This window comes from Thalassobacillus devorans MSP14 (assembly GCF_000496835.1).
In the GTDB taxonomy this organism is placed as follows: Bacteria; Bacillota; Bacilli; order Bacillales; family Halobacillaceae; genus Thalassobacillus; species Thalassobacillus devorans_B.
Map to the genome: position 1 here is coordinate 1,607,764 of NZ_KI543236.1, position 18,237 is coordinate 1,626,000.

At 40.3% G+C, this 18,237-nt stretch carries 21 protein-coding genes and 1 other annotated feature; of the genes, 9 read left to right on the top strand and 12 right to left on the bottom strand.

Annotation, left to right across the window (positions count from 1 at the left end):
• The first annotated feature begins 169 nt into the window (after positions 1-169).
• The 8 genes from P855_RS0109150 to P855_RS22385 all read left to right on the top strand — a co-directional run bounded on the left by P855_RS0109150 (position 170) and on the right by P855_RS22385 (position 6,722).
• A complete protein-coding gene (locus P855_RS0109150; RefSeq protein ID WP_028783288.1) occupies positions 170-2,506 on the top strand; it encodes a Na+/H+ antiporter subunit A in 2,337 nt (778 codons plus the stop codon).
• Complete coding sequence (locus tag P855_RS0109155) at positions 2,506-2,844, top strand: Na(+)/H(+) antiporter subunit C (protein WP_028783289.1); 339 nt, start codon at positions 2,506-2,508, stop codon at positions 2,842-2,844. Before P855_RS0109150 ends, P855_RS0109155 begins: the two co-directional genes overlap by 1 nt.
• On the top strand, positions 2,837-4,318 hold the full coding sequence (locus P855_RS0109160; protein ID WP_028783290.1) for a Na+/H+ antiporter subunit D: 1,482 nt from the start codon (positions 2,837-2,839) through the stop codon (positions 4,316-4,318). The genes P855_RS0109155 and P855_RS0109160 overlap by 8 nt, the downstream gene beginning before the upstream one ends.
• Before the next feature lie 6 nt (positions 4,319-4,324).
• Complete coding sequence (locus P855_RS0109165) at positions 4,325-4,801, top strand: Na+/H+ antiporter subunit E (protein ID WP_028783291.1); 477 nt, start codon at positions 4,325-4,327, stop codon at positions 4,799-4,801.
• Positions 4,801-5,112, top strand: a complete 312-nt coding sequence (locus tag P855_RS0109170) for a Na(+)/H(+) antiporter subunit F1 (protein WP_028783292.1) — start codon at positions 4,801-4,803, stop codon at positions 5,110-5,112. The genes P855_RS0109165 and P855_RS0109170 overlap by 1 nt, the downstream gene beginning before the upstream one ends.
• Positions 5,093-5,473, top strand: coding sequence for a monovalent cation/H(+) antiporter subunit G (mnhG, locus tag P855_RS0109175; RefSeq protein ID WP_037985743.1), 381 nt, complete (start codon positions 5,093-5,095; stop codon positions 5,471-5,473). Before P855_RS0109170 ends, mnhG begins: the two co-directional genes overlap by 20 nt.
• Positions 5,474-5,798: 325 nt before the next feature.
• Positions 5,799-6,530, top strand: a complete 732-nt coding sequence (sigK, locus tag P855_RS0109180; RefSeq protein ID WP_028783294.1) for an RNA polymerase sporulation sigma factor SigK — start codon at positions 5,799-5,801, stop codon at positions 6,528-6,530.
• Between the two features lie 48 nt (positions 6,531-6,578).
• On the top strand, positions 6,579-6,722 hold the full coding sequence (locus tag P855_RS22385; protein WP_200865944.1) for a hypothetical protein: 144 nt from the start codon (positions 6,579-6,581) through the stop codon (positions 6,720-6,722).
• 49 nt (positions 6,723-6,771) lie between these two features.
• Here the strand turns inward: P855_RS22385 and P855_RS0109190 are convergent, their stop codons facing one another.
• From P855_RS0109190 to P855_RS21510, 3 genes are all read right to left on the bottom strand, one after another.
• The gene (locus P855_RS0109190) at positions 6,772-7,002 is read right to left on the bottom strand and encodes a YrhC family protein (RefSeq protein WP_028783295.1); all 231 of its coding nucleotides are present in this window, start codon (positions 7,000-7,002) and stop codon (positions 6,772-6,774) included.
• 75 nt (positions 7,003-7,077) lie between these two features.
• Positions 7,078-7,773, bottom strand: coding sequence for a 5'-methylthioadenosine/S-adenosylhomocysteine nucleosidase (gene mtnN, locus P855_RS0109195; RefSeq protein ID WP_028783296.1), 696 nt, complete (start codon positions 7,771-7,773; stop codon positions 7,078-7,080).
• A gap of 35 nt (positions 7,774-7,808) precedes the next feature.
• Positions 7,809-8,585, bottom strand: coding sequence for a DUF1510 family protein (locus tag P855_RS21510; RefSeq protein ID WP_051353127.1), 777 nt, complete (start codon positions 8,583-8,585; stop codon positions 7,809-7,811).
• A 183-nt stretch (positions 8,586-8,768) separates the two neighbouring features.
• On the opposite strand from P855_RS21510, the gene P855_RS0109205 reads away from it, so the two are divergent.
• Complete coding sequence (locus P855_RS0109205) at positions 8,769-9,020, top strand: KTSC domain-containing protein (protein ID WP_028783297.1); 252 nt, start codon at positions 8,769-8,771, stop codon at positions 9,018-9,020.
• Between the two features lie 241 nt (positions 9,021-9,261).
• On the opposite strand, the gene greA is transcribed toward P855_RS0109205, so the two are convergent.
• From greA to P855_RS0109255, 9 genes are all read right to left on the bottom strand, one after another.
• Positions 9,262-9,738 (bottom strand): transcription elongation factor GreA, encoded by a 477-nt coding sequence (gene greA / locus P855_RS0109210; protein ID WP_028783298.1) that lies wholly within the window; start codon positions 9,736-9,738, stop codon positions 9,262-9,264.
• A 186-nt stretch (positions 9,739-9,924) separates the two neighbouring features.
• The gene (gene udk, locus P855_RS0109215; RefSeq protein WP_028783299.1) at positions 9,925-10,560 is read right to left on the bottom strand and encodes a uridine kinase; all 636 of its coding nucleotides are present in this window, start codon (positions 10,558-10,560) and stop codon (positions 9,925-9,927) included.
• Between the two features lie 88 nt (positions 10,561-10,648).
• A complete protein-coding gene (locus P855_RS0109225; protein ID WP_028783300.1) occupies positions 10,649-11,293 on the bottom strand; it encodes an O-methyltransferase in 645 nt (214 codons plus the stop codon).
• 186 nt (positions 11,294-11,479) lie between these two features.
• On the bottom strand, positions 11,480-12,616 hold the full coding sequence (gene mltG / locus P855_RS0109230; protein WP_028783301.1) for an endolytic transglycosylase MltG: 1,137 nt from the start codon (positions 12,614-12,616) through the stop codon (positions 11,480-11,482).
• 566 nt (positions 12,617-13,182) lie between these two features.
• Positions 13,183-13,464 carry a DUF1292 domain-containing protein gene (locus P855_RS0109235; protein WP_028783302.1) on the bottom strand — a complete coding sequence of 94 codons (282 nt, stop codon included), beginning with the start codon at positions 13,462-13,464 and terminating at the stop codon, positions 13,183-13,185.
• Positions 13,465-13,478: 14 nt separating this feature from the next.
• On the bottom strand, positions 13,479-13,895 hold the full coding sequence (gene ruvX / locus P855_RS0109240) for a Holliday junction resolvase RuvX (RefSeq protein WP_028783303.1): 417 nt from the start codon (positions 13,893-13,895) through the stop codon (positions 13,479-13,481).
• Positions 13,896-14,162 carry an IreB family regulatory phosphoprotein gene (locus P855_RS0109245; protein WP_028783304.1) on the bottom strand — a complete coding sequence of 89 codons (267 nt, stop codon included), beginning with the start codon at positions 14,160-14,162 and terminating at the stop codon, positions 13,896-13,898.
• A 72-nt stretch (positions 14,163-14,234) separates the two neighbouring features.
• Positions 14,235-16,862, bottom strand: a complete 2,628-nt coding sequence (gene alaS / locus P855_RS0109250) for an alanine--tRNA ligase (RefSeq protein WP_028783305.1) — start codon at positions 16,860-16,862, stop codon at positions 14,235-14,237.
• A gap of 50 nt (positions 16,863-16,912) precedes the next feature.
• Positions 16,913-17,122 (bottom strand) — a binding site (T-box leader).
• Positions 17,123-17,173: 51 nt separating this feature from the next.
• On the bottom strand, positions 17,174-18,235 hold the full coding sequence (locus P855_RS0109255) for an AI-2E family transporter (RefSeq protein WP_028783306.1): 1,062 nt from the start codon (positions 18,233-18,235) through the stop codon (positions 17,174-17,176).
• Positions 18,236-18,237: the final 2 nt, after the last annotated feature.

The window sequence follows — 18,237 nt, forward strand, 5'->3', positions numbered from 1 at the left end:
CATGTTTCTTCTTATTTAATAAGACTATGGGACACACTAAAAGAAGATTATGAATTAGTTACATTTAGTTGAATAATCGTGTAATTTTTGATTACAATTGAGTGACTAAGTTTCTATGATCAGTCCGTGCTAGACTTTTATATACATTAATCAGAGGAGGATCAGCTTGATGTTGTTTGCCGTTTTATTACCCTTCATAGCATCCATCTTCATCCCTTTTCTAGCTAAGATGAAGAACAGGATACATACTGGCATTTTCGTTACCCTAATACCTTTTATTGTCTTTCTTTACTTTATCCAATTCATAGGGGGAGGGTTTAAACCTGTAACCAGGAGTTATACCTGGATACCATCCTTAAATATGAATATGAACTTTTATTTGGATGGATTAAGCTTATTATTCGTTTTATTGATAAGCGGTATTGGTACATTAGTGGCTTTCTATTCTATCTACTATCTGCATAAATCAGAGCAGCTTGGCAACTTTTATGTATATTTTTTAATATTCATGGGGTCTATGCTCGGGGTAGTACTGTCGGATAATGTTTTTGTATTATACACCTTTTGGGAATTCACTTCTTTATCTTCCTTCTTGTTGATCGGTTATTGGAACCATCGCAGAGGTTCGCGATATGGTGCGTTGAAATCAATGCTCATTACTGTATTCGGGGGACTTAGCATGCTGGGTTCCCTTGTATTTATGTCTGTAATCACTAACACAACCAGCATTCAACAGATGATTTCTCAAAAGAGTATCATTTTGAATCATGAATTTTTCCCTTTAATATTCGGGCTGTTATTATTAGGAGCATTTACTAAATCAGCCCAGTTTCCATTCCATATCTGGCTCCCGGATGCGATGGAAGCCCCTACACCAGTCAGTGCCTATCTTCATTCAGCTACGATGGTAAAGGCAGGTATCTATTTGGTAGCCCGTTATATTCCTATATTCGCTGAGTCTGAATGGTTCTTCATCGTTGTCAGCGGGTTTGGGATCTTCACGTTAATGTGGGCATCTTATATGGCTGTCCGCCAAACAGACCTGAAGGGGATACTGGCATTCTCTACCATCAGTCAGCTTGGTATGATTATGGCCATGCTCGGTTTCGGTACTAAAGCTGCTATCTTTGGGGCAGTGTTCCATATTCTTAACCACGCTACCTTTAAAGGGAGCCTGTTTATGGTGGCAGGTATCGTCGATCATGAAACAGGGTCACGGGATATCCGTAAGCTTGGTGGATTAATGACCTTTATGCCGATTACAGCTACACTGGCTGTTCTGGCTACTTTCTCTATGGCAGGCTTTCCACTGCCGTTTTTAAATGGGTTCTATAGTAAGGAAATGTTCTTTGGATCAACACTTGAATTTGAAGCCACAAACAATGCCCTGGCATCCTTTTTGCAGCAAGTATTACCATACCTTGCTGTGTTCGGCAGCATATTTACGTTTGTTTATTCCATGTACTTTTTCTTTGGTACTTTCCGGGGAAAAGCGAATGTTTCCGAGTTACCAAAAAAGCCGCACGAAGCGCCTGTCGGAATGCTTATTTCTCCAGCAGTGCTGGTACTTGGTGTAATTATAATTGGTATATTCCCAGAATTAATCAATAAACCTTTCCTCAGTCATGCTGCCGCTTCCATTTATGGAGGAGAGGTCGAAAAACATATCTATTTCTGGCATGGAATCAACTTGCCCTTAATCATGTCTATGGCTGTTCTTGCTTTCGGAACCATCCTTGCGCTCACTCGAACAAAATGGGAGCCTGTTTACCGATTCATACCAGGACCATTAAGTATGAATAAAGTGTATGATGGGTTGGTTAAACGTGCCGAAACCTATTCGGAAAAAATCACTAAAGGATATATGAATGGATCACTGGGCAGGTATTTCCGGTTAATTTTATCTGCCATTCTGATCGTTACATTCAGCTTTATGATCATCACTGGAGGATTCAGTTTCAGCATGGAAAATACAGCCGAGTTTACCGCCATTGAATTGTTGGTTGCTATCATGATGGTGGTTGCGTCCATAGGTACGATAGTGGCCAATAACCGGATCGCAGCAATCATTATTTTAGGTGTAGTCGGTTATGGACTTTCCATTTTATTTGTTATCTACCGTGCTCCTGATCTTGCCTTGACACAGTTGATTGTAGAAACTGTCACCGTGGCTTTATTCCTGATGGCGTTCAATCATTTGCCTAAACTTGAAGTCAGACAACAAGATTGGAGTACAAAAGCGCTGAACTTGATTATTTCCATAGGATTTGGAGCATTGATGACATTAGTAGCCATCTCTTCTCATAGCAGTAAATGGTTCGAATCCATTTCCACTTACTTTATCGAAAATTCATACAAGCTTGGTGGCGGAGATAATATTGTCAACGTGATACTGGTTGACATGCGTGGATTGGATACTTTATTTGAGATCACTGTACTCGGTATCGCCGCACTAGGCATTTATGGAATGATTAAACTACGTAAAAATAAGAAGGGGGATGTATAATGGAGATTATCATGTCTATCGTAGCAGGATTGTTATTTGCAACAGGTGTTTATAACCTTCTTCAAAAACAACTGCTGCGGATTGCGATTGGAACAGCTCTCATCTCCCATGGCGCCCATTTGTTTATTTTGACAATGGGAGGACTAAAAGGTGGTGCTCCCCCTATTCTGGTTGAGGGAGTCGAACACTATACAGATCCCCTGCCACAAGCTTTAATTTTAACTTCCATCGTTATCAGCTTTGGGGTAACCAGCTTTCTGCTGGTATTAGCTTACAGAGCCTCCGAAGCGAACGGTACGGATAATATCGAACAATTAAGGGGCAACGATTATGAGTAATTTAGCTATACTACCAATCATCATACCTTTACTAGCAGGAATTCTATTAGCTTTTTTCCCAAAGAAACTCCCACTCGTCAGAGGATTGGCTAAGCTGACCACCATCCTGAACCTAGCAGTAGTGACCTATATTTTTGCGTTTGTTAAACAGAACGGAACATTGATTTTAGAAACAGGGGCCTGGAAAGCCCCTTTCGGTATTATTATTGTCGCTGACCTGCTTGCGGTAACGCTGGTACTGACTACTAACATCATTGCAGTAGCAGCAGCTTTTTACGCCCCAAAATCCTTGACTGACCAACAGGAAACCTTCTATTTTTACTCCTTCTTTTTCTTGTTGATTTCCGGAGTGAGCGGTGCTTTTCTTACAGGTGACTTGTTCAACCTGTTCGTTTTCTTTGAAGTATTACTAATGGCATCCTACGCACTGATTGTGTTAGGTGGCGGCAAAGCACAACTAAGAGAATCAATTAAATATTTACTGCTGAACCTTTTTTCTTCCATGTTGTTTGTCACAGCCGTTTCTTTCGTTTATTCAGTGGTAGGCACAGTAAACATGGCTCAAATCGCAGAACGTGTGAAGGATGTTGACCAACAGGGTATCCTGACTACTGTTGCCGTCTTGCTTTTTTTCGTATTTGCAACAAAAGCGGCAGTATTTCCTTTGTATTATTGGCTACCGAACTCCTACTCAGTACCTAATCCGGTCGTATCAGCGTTATTTGGGGCTTTGCTAACAAAAGTAGGTATTTACTCGATTTTGCGGGTGTTTACGTTAATATTCACCCATGACCAGGGACTTACGCATAACTTGTTCCTGTGGCTGGCAGGCTTGACGATGATTTTCGGAGTTATCGGAGCACTCTCAACTAATAATGTAAAACTTATTATTGCTTATAACATCATACCTGCAGTTGGTTTTATGTTGATGGGTATCGGTGTATTTACAGAGACTTCCTTAAGCGGGACCGTCTATTACCTTGTTCACGATATGGTAATCAAGGGAGCATTATTCTTATTAATAGGAGCTTTGGTGCACTTGGCTGGAACCTCCGACTTACGTAAAATGGGAGGTTTGATTCATCACTACCCTTTACTTGGATGGCTTTTCTTTCTTGCCTCTCTAGTTTTGGCGGGTATTCCACCTTTCAGTGGATTCATCGGGAAACTGCTGCTGCTTCAAGGTAGTTTGGCAAAAGAGGAAATATCCATTGTCATTGTTGCTTTATTGAGCAGTCTATTGATTTTGTTTTCCATGATCCGCATTTTTATCGGAGCATTCTGGGGAGAAAAGGTTGAAGGGTTACCCGTAGATAAACGAGCGGCTAGAGCGTTTACAGGACCAATAGCTGGCTTACTGGCCTTATCTGTTATACTGGGAGTTGGAGCAGAATGGTTCTATCCTGCGATTCAATCCATTGGTGAGTATCTGATGGCGCCAGAACTCTATATTGATTCTGTGCTGAAGGAGTAGTGATTTATGAATTTACAAATAGTCATTAATATTATTATTGCACTGATGTGGATGTTTTTAAGTGAAAGCTACACATTCTCCACTTTTTTAGTCGGTTACTTACTCGGTATTTTACTGCTATTTGTATTACAGCGTTTCATACCAGATTCCTTTTATATGGATCGCGTCATCAAAGTAATAAAGCTGATTATACTCTTTATTAAAGAATTGACCCTTTCTAATATAGAAATAGTCAAATTGGTTTATAAGCCTAAACTGGATTTTGAACCAGGAATTTTCGCATTGCCGACTGAGTTGAAAAGCAATTGGGAAATTACAATATTAGCGAATTTGATTTCTCTGACTCCTGGTACATTATCTATAGCTGTAAGCGAAGATAATTCAAAAATCTATATTCATGCTATCGATATTCCTGATGTTGTAGAGTCCATCAATGACATTAAAGAAACATTTGAAAAGGCGATCATGGAGGTGACGAGATAATGGAAAAGGCATTAGAATTCACACAATCCATGATCACTGTCGTAACATTAATTTGTATTGTTGTCATTGCTGTTTCTGTCATCATGCTCATGTACCGGGCAATCGCCGGCCCTACTAACCCAGACCGCGCTGTTGCATTGGATAATATCGGGGTGAACTTGATGGCTCTGGCAGGGCTTATGGCAATTGTATTAGTGACCACCCAATTGAACGATGTCGTTCTCCTGATCGGTATCTTGCTGTTTATCGGAACAATAGCTATAGCCAAATTTTTAGAAAAGGGTGTTATCATTGAGCGGGACTTGGATTAATTTACTGATCGATATCATCATCAGCCTTTCTCTGTTAACCGGCACCTTCTTTATATTTTCTGCTTCCATCGGAATGTTACGTTTTCCTGACATTTACATCAGACTGCATGCTGTAACGAAGGGTTCTACACTTGGAATTGCCGGTATAATGATAGGAGCTTTTTTATTTCTTTATGTGGAACATGGGATCGTCAGTGGGAAATTAATTTTAGGAATGATCTTTGTCATGGTTACCTCCCCCATATCAGGACATATGATTTCCCGTGCTGGGTACCATAATGGCGTAAAACTCTGGGATAAAAGCGTCAGAGATGATTATGCTGAAGCTGTTAAAGAAAAAAGAAAATCCATCGACAATTAAATACAAGAACAAAAGGGAAGCGCCTTGCTCACCCCCGACAAGCTTAAGCCAAGCCTCGTCGTGACATTTTGGTCACAGAGAGGATTGACTTAAAACCTCGAGGGGGTAGGCGCTGGAGCTGTATGCAGCCTACTACTAAATGTTATCCACGATCATTAAATTTTATAATTTCCTAGACAATGCAACAAACCTGTCATACCAATGTATGACAGGTTTTTTCTATATTTATCCGTTATTTCTTCAACTGGACAGACACGATTAACCCCCACGACACATAAGTTAATTTATAGGTTAAAAGCCCATTACCTGGAGGAGGTCTGTTATCGTGTCTAGCATCCTGGGGTCTCTTATCTATTTGGTCAAAGAAACTTTCCTCTTCGTCTCCTATGTGAAAAACCAGGCATTTCCCAATCCTCTTTCTCCAGAAGAAGAATCGAAACAACTTAAGCTGCTGCAAGAAGGCGATCCAGAAGCCAGGGATTTATTAATTGAACACAACTTGAGACTGGTCGCTCATATCGTCAAAAAGTTCGAAAATACCAAAGAAGATACTGAAGACCTAATCTCTATAGGAACGATCGGTTTGATCAAAGGGATTGAAAGCTACTCTCCGAACAAGGGTACTAAACTGGCTACTTATGCTGCACGCTGTATTGAAAATGAAATACTTATGCATCTGAGAGCTTTGAAAAAAACGAAAAAAGACGTTTCCCTCCATGATCCTATCGGTCAAGATAAGGAAGGCAATGAAATAAGCCTTATTGATATTTTGAAAGCGGAACATGTCGATGTAGTTGAACAAATCCAATTAGGAATGGAACTTGAAAAAATAAAAGAATTCATTACAATACTCGATGATCGGGAAAAAGAGGTATTGATTGCCCGTTACGGTTTAAATGCTGAAGAAGAAAAAACACAAAGAGAGATTGCAAAAGAGCTGGGGATTTCACGCAGCTATGTTTCACGTATCGAAAAAAGAGCACTAATGAAAATTTTCCATGAGTTTTATAAACATGAACGCTCTAAAATGGGTATTTCTACTATACCAAACGACTGACCCAAGCATAGGATAGGGTAAGAACCTAATTCAGGAGGCGATTGACCAATGTATGGCTCTTATGGTCCTTACCCGCCTTACCCTTATGGCAGCTATTACAATCCAGGTGGACAATGGTATTCAGTAGCTATTGTCCTCTTACTATTATTATTAATTATTGGCGGCGGTTATTGGCTGTATTTCTATCATTAAATTAAACACAAAAAGCAGGTGAAACGTTGAAAAAACGTCACCTGCTTTTTTATTCTTCTTCCGATAATTTTCGTTGGAAATCAGTCAGCTTTAGTGTGAAGTAAAAAGCTGTAGCCAGACCAATTAATGTCAATGTCACCATCAGGTCCTCTAATCGGTTATGATACACATACATACTGATTAATGTTCCGACGAAAAAATAACTGCTTACTATGATTAACGTAATGATAAAGCGTTTATAATCTTCAATTTTATTTTCTAATTGTTTCATAGAATTCATCGAAACCACCCCCGATGTCTTCCATTTTATCATGGAATCCATTCCTGCCCGGTGGTAATTGTTGTTAGATGGGTATTAGTGTGGCATGTCTTCCAGCATATTCATAATGAGATTAGCCGCATTGGCTGCTGCTGTTTCCAGGAACTGATCAAATGAGATATTAGATTCTTTACCGGCAATATCCGATAAAGCCCGAATAATTACAAAGGGTGTGCCGTATTTAAAGCTTACTTGAGCAATCGCTGCCGCTTCCATTTCTGCGGCTATCATTTCCGGAAACTTGCCCCGGACAAAATCGACTCGATCAGCCTCCTGCATGAAAGCATCTCCAGTTGCGATAATTCCCTTCGCTGATGACACGTTCAAATGGTCGACTGCACGTTCGGCTTTTTCAATCAGCTCTTCATCAGCTGCATACATTGCAGGCATACCTGGTACTTGACCATACTCGTATTGAAAAGCAGTCACATCCACATCATGATGTGTTACTAACGAAGAAATGACAATATCTCCTACCTCCAGCTGTTTCGCAAAACCTCCCGCAGAACCTGTATTGATCACATAATCGGGTTGATAACGCTCCTGCAGAATCGTCGCTGCCATAGCAGCATTAACCTTACCAATGCCAGATTTCAGTACGGTTACATTTTGACCGCGCAGTTTGCCTTCAATAAAATGGACGCCGGCTACCTCTTCTTCATGAATATCCTCCATACTTTCTTTCAATAATTTCACTTCTTCGTCCATTGCTCCAATAATCCCTATACTCATTGATAATTCCCCCTATAGCTTTACCATCCTGACATTTATCCTCTATGCTTCTGGTCGTTTTTATGCAGTACTTCAACTTTGGTAGGTTTATAGCCAGCACCGTCTACCCAGGAGACATAAACACGATAGTTTTTTGTTTGAGCTTTGTTGGTTACTGTTGCAATTACGCTATTTGGACCATTTCCCTCTGCCCACCAGAGAATCATATCACTTTTTGATAAACCGGCTCCCTTAGCGATGGCACTGGTCATTTCTTCCCAATCTTGTGTACCTTCAGCAAAAGTTATTCTCGTGTGGTTTTCCTGCTCTGTAGGAACAGGGGACCAATTCTTTGTGATAACTTTATCGACATTCGGTTTATCACTGTCCTGGACATTTTCTTCTTCTTTGTTTTTATTTTTTTCCTTTTCTTTATCTTTATCTTCTTTTTCTGCTTTCTCTTCTTCTTTTTTTGCTTTCTCTTCCTCTTTTTCTTTATCACTTACAGTATCTTCCTCAGAGCCTTCTTGCTCACTTTTGCCGGATTCATCAGTGTTATTCTCACTATTTTTATTATCAGCAGACTCGTCTGACTGCTCGCTGGAGTCTTGAGCGGCATCCTTATCATTCTTATACTGTTCTTTCAAAGTAATTGAGTTTTCTTCTTCTACTGAGGCTTGATCATTCCCCAGATTCACCATAACTGTAAAAAATACAATTAATAATAAAATCATGGCACCGGCTACCCCGACCAGCCAGGCAATCATCCGGTTACCTTTTTTCTTTTTTTGACGCCTTGTGGAACGTGTATATTTATCATTATTATTCGCCATTAATATAAGCCCTCCTTTATCCTTGTTATATTATATAAGATTCGTATAGAGAAACCAATAAAAACGACACCACAAAATGTTGGCTATTTTTGTCGATTCAAAACTATTTTTGGAATTAAGGAAGGAAGTTTTACATAGGTATCTAATAGAAGTATGTACCAGAGAAAATAACGAGGTGATGATATGAAATATACTGATTTCGACCCAAATGTCTGGGGAAACCAAAGCTTCGTCAAAATGGGTTATGACAAAAATGCTCAACAACTCTGTATCTTCTTCCATAATGAAAAAGTTGTATATTTTGATCAGGTCGAAGAAAAGACAGTATTTCAATTTATCATAGCCACAGATAAAGAGGCATTCCTGCATGATGTCTTTTGGCCGAAATATGACCATAGGTGGCTGAATTCCTCTTTGCTGGCCCAAACCCCATAGCTTGCCCGTATAAGCCTTTCCTTCATCTTTATTATTAGTTTCAAATTAACACACAGCATATATAATATATATCCTGTTTACATCTTTGGATTTCACTCTGCTGCTGTTATTACGAAATACAATATCAAAAACCAGGACACCAATGACTATGTCCCACCTCTAACCTTCAATCTCCAGCCTGGATTTCCGTTATCGTTGTCAAACAAAAAATGACGGGAAGTCCCGTCATTTTTTATGCAAACTATTCTACACTTACAATTTTCACTTCAATTTCGCCTCCAGGAGTCATAACAGTAACCTGCTCTCCGATCTCATGCCCGATAAGACTTTTAGCCATCGGAGAATCGTTGGAAATTTTCCCTTCGAAGGGATCTGCTTCTGCACTTCCGACAATCGTATATTTTTCTTCGTCTCCTTCCGGAAGTTCCTGGAAAGTAACAGACTTTCCTAAGGAGACCATATTAGGATTCTGATTATCATTTTCGATAATGACAGCATTACGAATCATATTTTCTACTTGAGAAATACGCGCTTCTACAAATGCCTGTTCATCTTTAGCTGAATCATATTCAGAGTTCTCAGAAAGGTCACCAAAATCACGGGCGACTTTGATTCTTTCTACTACTTCCTGACGGCGCTCAGTCTTCAGGTAATGAAGCTCATTCTCTAACTTTTCTTTACCTTCCTGGGTCATATAATAGCTTTTCTCTTCAGCCATATCATAAACACTCCTTTTATCCCAAAACTATATTCCTGTCCCCAATGTGAATTCAATTATGAGTTGCACATAGCTTTTATGCGCTCTTGCTTGAGTATACTTCATTTTATCGAGGATCATGTCTATCTAGAACTACTAAACAAAACTATGCCAGATTTCATATGACATTTCAACTCTTTTTACCAATTATTTCTCGCTTCGTTCTTCCAGGATTGTTTTTATTTTGGTAGCCATCAAATCAATAGCAACATGATTTTGACCACCTTCCGGGATGATGATGTCCGCATACCTTTTCGTAGGCTCTACAAATTGCAGATGCATGGGACGTACCACGTTGATATATTGCTCAATTACGGAATCAATTGAGCGGCCGCGTTCTTTTATATCTCTCATTAAACGGCGGATAATCCGGACATCAGCATCGGTATCAACAAAAACTTTAATATCCATCAGGTCCCGGAGACGTGCATCTTCCAGTACAAGTATCCCTTCGACGATGATTACTTCTCTAGGTTCTACATGTATTGTTTCATTCGATCTTGTGTGTATTTTATAATCATAGACCGGCTTCTCAATAGGCTTTTCCTGAATCAGCTGCTTCAAATGCTCAATTAATAAGTCATTGTCAAACGCCAAAGGGTGGTCATAATTGGTTTTCAGACGTTCTTCCATAGGCAGATGATATTGGTCTTTATAATAATAATCTTGTTCTATCATTAATAATGGTTTATCTGCAAACCGCTGGATTACAGACCGGGTCACACTCGTCTTTCCCGACCCTGTACCCCCAGCGACTCCGATTACAACTGGTCTTTCAGTCATGCTTTGTGTTTCTCCCTTCGCATCATGTTATATGAGTATACAGGTTGCTCAACTTTGATTTCAACTATTTGAAGCGGGTATGGTTTCTTCACCGTCCTGTCACCTTCTTAACCGTCAACGCTATACCATCTCCTACCGGAACAATCGTAGTATGGTAGTGGGGATGGCTGATCAACCAATCATTATAGGAACGTATTTTGTCACCTATCTTTTGCATGCGCTTATTATCATCATCTTTTCCCGCAGGATATCCCTTAAACAGAACATTATCAGATACAATGATTCCTTCGTCTGTAATCATCTGGCTATAATACTCAAAGAATTTTTGATATTGACCCTTAGCAGCATCTATAAATAGCAAATCAAAAGGACCTTTTTCATGGATTTCGTCTTGCAATTCAAGAGCATCCCCTAAGACAAGTTCGATTCGGGTGTCTTCATCTAGTCTTTCAAGGTTGGTTCTAGCCTGTTGATAACGTTCAGGGTCCCGCTCGATTGTTACTATCGTAGTTCCCGGATAAGCTTCTAACATTCGCAGGGCTGAATAACCGATGGCCGCCCCTATTTCTAAAATTCTTTTAGGTCGTTTGACTCGTACAAGCTGCATTAAATAATGTATACCTGATGGCTCCATAATCGGAACTTGGTTTTCTTTGGCAAACTGCTCCAGTTCATCAGCCCATAGCGGGTTAGCTGGTAATAGTGAAGCAAGGTATTCTTCCGTCCGGCCCATTATAAACACTCCTTTACCAACCGTTCTTTCCTTTTACATTTTTACAACCCTAATATTTTAACATAAAGTTTACATTTCTTCACTATAATATCTCACACACTAAAAAGACCGTCTCATCAGGGTCCTGTCTTTAAATAGTGTTGATCTATTCCAGACTTTTCGAACCCTGCAGAGACGGCCCTTTACTTACCTTTGGCTATCAATGTGCTTTTTTTTCTTTTTGAGATGTTCATCATAGTTCTTCGAATAATAAACATTTCCTTCGCTATCGGCTACGAAATATAAATAATCAGACTCTGGTGGATTCACTGCAGCCTCCAGTGAATTTTTGTTGAAATTTGATATTGGTCCTACCGGTAGTCCTTTTATCTGGTAGGTATTGTAGGGGGATTCCACTTCCAAATCTTTATGAAGGACTCTATCTTTATGTTTGCCAAGTGCATATAAAACTGTAGGATCTGTTTGAAGCGGCATTTCTTTTTCCAGACGATTATAAAAGACACCAGCTATTTTCTTACGGTCTTCAGCTTTAGGTGCTTCGTTTTCCAAAAGGGAAGCCATGGTAATCAGTTCATGCACAGTAGAAATACTCAGGTTTTCCAGTTCAGGTCTATAAGGCAATACAATTTCCTGTGTTCTGGTCAGCATTCTTTCAATAATTGTTTCTATACTTGGATTTTTTTCATAAAAATCATAAGTGGAAGCAAATAAATACCCCTCTAAAGGGTGACGAATTTTAGGTGATTGAATTTCCTCGGTCAATAATTGCGGATATTGCTCCATCAATTTTTTGATATATTTAGGATTATCCGCTTTTTTTATAAATGCTTCAGCTGTGAAGTCTGTCTGTTTGGATTTTGCAAAGGTCTCGGCGATTTCTGTGATTTTTCTGCCTTCTGGGACAGTTACCCGAAACAACGGCTCTCTGATTACTTTTCCAGTCTTCAATGACTCGATCAATTGGTCGATTGTCATAGCCTGGGTGAATTGGTATTCCCCTGCCTGAAAATCAGATTCATTTTTGAACTTAGTATAAAATCGAAAAATCACATCATTTTTAATTAGGTTTTTTTCTTCTAATATACTTGCAATAGAAGAAGTGGAAGAACCTAGTGGAATCTCGACTGTAATTTCTTCTTCTGCATTTGGATCAACCGGCTCTAAAGCTGCTTTGATATATAAATAACCGGCGATACCGCCGCCAATAAAAACAACTAATAATGTCGTCAGTACGATAGCTACAACTTTACGTACTGTGCTTGCTTCTTCTCCTCTTTTTTTCAAGCGTTTTTGATATAAATCCTTAAAGTTCGAATCAGACATTGCCCATCCTCCTTAATCCATCCGGTACATTATACTACAAAAAGCACCATTTTTTCTATGGTTAAATGAACTACGATACAACTCCGGCCTCCATACTTGAATCAAACAAGTATAGGAAAAACTTATGATTCTTCACAAGGTTTTCGCGATAAGCAATGCTTTTCCCATTCACAAGAGGTTTGTCTTCCGACTCTTGAGAATAAGTAAATGTACTATGTAAAAGCTCGCAACAATATATAGTCCAGTATATTTTTAAACTTCAAAAAGAACAAAAGCGCAAGCGCCTTGTTCACCCCCGACAAGCTTAAGACAAGCCTCGGTGTGACGTTCTTTGTACTTTAATACAGACTAACTTTATTAAAGGATCAAAGTTTAAGAAAAACTAAGGCTTTCGCCATTAGGAAGCGGCGATAAGCCAAGTTTTTCTTATCACAAAGAGGATTGACTTAAGACCTCGAGGGGGTAGGCGCTGGAGCTGGATGTGAAAGTTATTCACATCCAGAAAATTTTATAATTTCCTAGAAAACTAAAAAACACGCTTCCACTTAAGGAAGCGTGTCGAGCTCTTACTCTTTTTCTTCAGTCAATGTGTTCAAAGTTTCTTCTACCATGTTCCACTCTTCGTCGGTTTCGATCTGGTATAACGCCAAATCGTCATCGTCTCCTTCTTTTTCCTCGTAACGGAAAGCAAACACTTCTACTTCTTCTTCGTCTTTCTGTTCCGCTGGAACGACTGCGATATAAGAATGGCTGGTCTCATCTACATCAAAGGTGAATAATACCTCAAATAAATGTTCTTCCCCATTCTCATCCGGGATAATAATTCGCTCTTGTTCTTCTAAAGCCATGAAAATCCACTCCTTTATTGATTGGCATCTAGGTAGCTCTGTAAAATAATGCTGGCTGCCATTTTATCAATTACTTTTTTTCTTTTTTTTCTGCTTACATCCGCAGTCAGTAACACACGTTCCGCAGCCATCGTTGTCAATCTTTCGTCCCAGAATACCACAGGGATCTGGAAGACTTCTTCTACTTTTCTCCCAAAGTCCTTGCTGGCTTCTCCCCTGGGCCCCACTGTGCCATTCATATTTTTCGGAAGGCCGATGACCATCCTGGAAATATCGTGTTCCTTGATGAGTTTCTCCAAGGCCTCATTTGCTGTGCCAAAATCAGGCTCTGTCCACTTGAGCGTGGTAATCCCTTGTGCAGTCCAGCCTAATCCGTCGGAGACAGCTACTCCGATTGTTTTTTCTCCGACATCTAATCCCATAGTTTTCATTTATTTATCTTTATTTCCCTCCAAATAGTATTTCACCAGCTCTTCAATTAATTCGTCCCGTTCCATTTTCCTGATTAAGTTTCTGGCGTCTTTATGGCGAGGAATATACGCTGGATCCCCGGAAAGCAGGTAGCCGACTATTTGGTTGATCGGATTATAACCTTTTTCTTTCAATGCTTCGTGCACCGAAAGAAGGACGGACCGTACATCCTGGTCGAACGGCTCCTCTGAAAAATTGAACTTCATGGTCTTGTCCATTGAACTCATCTTAACACCTCGCACCTTTTTATGATTTACTCCATTATATACTTAAATCAGGAGTTTGAAAAACATCGGAGTTTATTGGACGTATTCTTTCGCATATTGCAGGGCTTCACCGATTTTTGAAGGATCTTTCCCTCCGGCTTGTGCCATATCCGGACGTCCGCCTCCACCGCCGCCGCAACGAGCCGCAGCTTCTTTGATCAATTTCCCTGCATGATAACCATCTTCGATAAGATCTTTGGAAACTCCTGCAATCAACTGGACTTTTTCTCCATTCGCAGATGCTAACAGAATAATTCCTGAATCCAATTTCTGCTTTAATTCGTCCATCATGTTTCGCAGACTGTTGGCATCTTTAACATCTACCTGCTTCGCGAGTACAGGGATGCCATTCACTTCTTCCACTTCATCCAGTATGGAGCTGGCTTCCAAGTTGGAGAGCTTGCCAGCCAGAGATTCCTTTTCTCTTTGTTCTGCTTTCAACTCCTGATGAAGCGCATCGATTCGTTCTGGCACTTGTTCTGGTTTAGTTTTCAGACGGTCAGCAGCTTCCTTAAGGAGTCTTTCATTCTCATTCATATATTGATAAGCACTTTTAGCTGTAACTGCTTCAATACGTCGAGTACCTGCCCCGATTCCTGTTTCGGAGACAACTTTAAACAATCCTATTTCGGCTGTATTCAGTACATGGCAGCCACCACAAAGCTCAAGGCTGTAATCCCCTACTTGGACGACACGGACTTCATCTCCGTACTTTTCACCGAATAGTGCCATAGCACCTTTTTCCTTTGCTTGTTGCAATGAATTATATTCTATTTTAACAGGAAGGGAATCCCATACTTTCTCATTGACGATTGCTTCAATTTGATGGAGTTCGTCTTCCGAAACAGATCCGAAATGTGAAAAGTCAAAACGAAGACGGTCCGGAGCAACAAGTGAACCAGCCTGATTAACATGACCACCGAGTACATCTTTCAATGCCTGATGCAGCAAGTGAGTCGCCGTATGGTTTTTTACCACAAATGAACGGGAACCTTGATCTACAATTGCTTCCACTATTGCTCCTTTTGTCAGTGTACCTTCCTTGACCACTACTTCATGCATATGTTGTCCATTAGGTGCCTTTTGTACATTCTGTACTTCAATGGCAACCTCATTATTTTTCATTACGCCTTTATCAGCAATTTGTCCGCCGCTTTCTGCATAAAAAGGTGTTTTATCGAGAAAAATATACGCCTTTTCTCCCGAGGCTACCCTATCAGCGAAAGTTTTCCCTTTAATCAGTTCAACAATTTCTGCTTTTACGTCCAGGGTTTCATATCCAACAAATTCACTGTCCACCTGTACATCTCCAAGTACACCTTCCTGGATTTGCATGGAGTCAGACTTCTGACGAGCGTTTCGTGCACGTTCGCGCTGCTTTTCCATTTCCTCCTGAAACCCTTCTTCATCAATGGTAAACCCGGCTTCTTCGACATATTCCTCTGTCAACTCTTTCGGAAAACCATAGGTGTCATATAAACGGAATACTTCTGAACCAGGAAACACATTGTTTCCTTTTTTCGTTTCATCCTTAATGATATCTGAGAGAATCGAAAGACCTTCATTCAATGTTTCATGAAAACGCTCTTCTTCTGTTTTTATCACATTTTGGATAAATGATTGCTTTTCCCTTACTTCCGGATAGAAATCAATCATGATTTCTGCAACCTGAGGAACCAGCTTATACATGAATGGATCGTGAATTCCGATTTGCTTCGCAAATCTTACCGCGCGTCGTAATAAACGACGTAAAACGTATCCCCGCCCCTCATTAGATGGCAGTGCACCGTCTGCTACAGCAAATGCCACCGTGCGGATATGATCGGCAATTACTTTGAATGCAACGTCATGCCCGCTGTCCTGTCCATAGTTTGCATTGGCAAGTTTCTCTGTTTCTTTAATGATAGGCAGGAATAAATCTGTTTCAAAGTTTGTTGGGGTATCCTGGATGACACATACCATGCGTTCCAATCCCATTCCTGTATCAATATTCTTCTTCGGCAAAGGGGTGTAGGTATCATCCGGGTTATGATTAAACTGGGAAAATACTAGATTCCATATTTCTAAGTAACGTTCATTTTCTCCACCAGGATATAATTCCGGGTCCGTCGGATCATTCCCATATTTTTCCCCACGGTCGAAGAAAATTTCTGTGTTTGGACCACTTGGCCCTTCCCCGATATCCCAGAAATTCTCTTCCAGACGAATGATACGCTCTTCCGGAATGCCAACCTTTTCTTTCCAGATGCTGTATGCTTCATCATCTTCGGGATGGACAGTTACAGATAAACGTTCTTCTTCAAAACCAATCCAGTCAGAACTTGTAAGGAATTCCCATCCCCATTCAATTGCTTCTTCCTTAAAGTAATCCCCTATGGAGAAATTTCCGAGCATTTCAAAGAACGTGTGGTGACGTGCAGTTTTACCAACATTCTCAATGTCATTGGTTCGAATTGATTTTTGAGCATTGACAATCCGTGGGTTCTCAGGAATGACCCGGCCGTCAAAATATTTCTTCAAAGTGGCTACCCCGCTGTTGATCCATAGTAAAGACGGGTCTTCATGGGGAACAAGGGAAGCACTCGGTTCAGTCCGGTGCCCTTTTTCATTAAAAAAATCCAGATACATTTGACGTACTTGTGCTGATGTCAGTTTTTTCATCATTCATTTCCTCCTTATTGTATTAAAAAAACCCGTCCCTGCTCGAATTGAGCAGGGACGGGATATGATTTCCGCGGTACCACCCTGATTATGGAATAAAACTCCATCACCTTGGACGCTTAATAACGGTGCGCTGCCGGCGGGGATTAACCGCACTCAGGAATAGCTTCTGCAGCCCTTCATCCAGGATTTCTTTCAGCCAGGGAAATCCCTCTCTTAAAGATGGTCTGCTGCATACTCATTTCCGTCTACATATTTCGATAACTATTTAATTTGGATATGCGTTATTATAGATAACTATCCAGGAGATGTCAATGGGCAGTCCTTGCTCTCCATATATGCTCTGCTATTACCTTGATACAGGTAAGTATCGGCACCGCAAGAATCATACCTAAAATTCCTGCCGCTTCTTCTCCTACGAGCAATGCAAGGATGATCAATATCGGGTGGATATGAATACTTTTCCCTACTATATAAGGTGATAATAAATTTCCTTCAGTCATCTGCACCACAATGATAGTGATGAGAACGTAAACTACCATTTTCACAGAGGTAGTAAGCGCAATAATCACTGCTGGAAAGGCGCCAATCAGCGGACCAAAGTACGGAATAATATTCGTGGCACCGACAATCACCCCCAGAAGCAAAGGATACTTGATACCGATCAGCCAAAAACCAAGAAAAGACAGGCCGCCTACAAATAAACAAACTATAAATTGACCACGAATATAGCCACCTAAAGATACACTGATATCATGCACCAGTGTCTTTCCTTCGAAATGGAAGCGTTTTGGCGTCAGCTTTTTGCAAGTGTCCTTAATTCTTTCTATATCCTTTAAAAAGTAAAATGTCAATACGGGAATAACGGCTGCCACAACAAGCACTTCCATGATTCCGCTAAAGCTTGCAATCAGCATAGTGATACGTTCATTCGTCCAAGTCTCAATTTGATAAAGAATTTCTGTCAGTTGATCATGGAAACTTTCCGGCAAGTCCGAAGTTTGCTGATAGATTTGTAATATTAAATTCCGGTAAGCTTCTGAGAATTCCGGTATTTGTGCGTTCAAGTCTTTTAACTGATGGATTAACCTTGGAACTCCCTTATATAATCCAAACCCCACTCCTGCAAAAAATATAAAGAAAATTATCAGTATTGCTATCCAGCGAGGCAGATGGCTTTCATGCAGCTTCTCTACGATAGGATGAAGCAGAAAAGCGATAAACCCTGCGATAAGAAAAGGAATGAGCACCTTCCAAATCCCGACTAGTAAACCTTTATAATAAGGAAACAGCTTCGCAAGCAAGTATAAACTTAATAGGATAAAGATCAGCAGCACAAAACGGTATAATGCGCGTCTGATTTTCTCTTCCATTT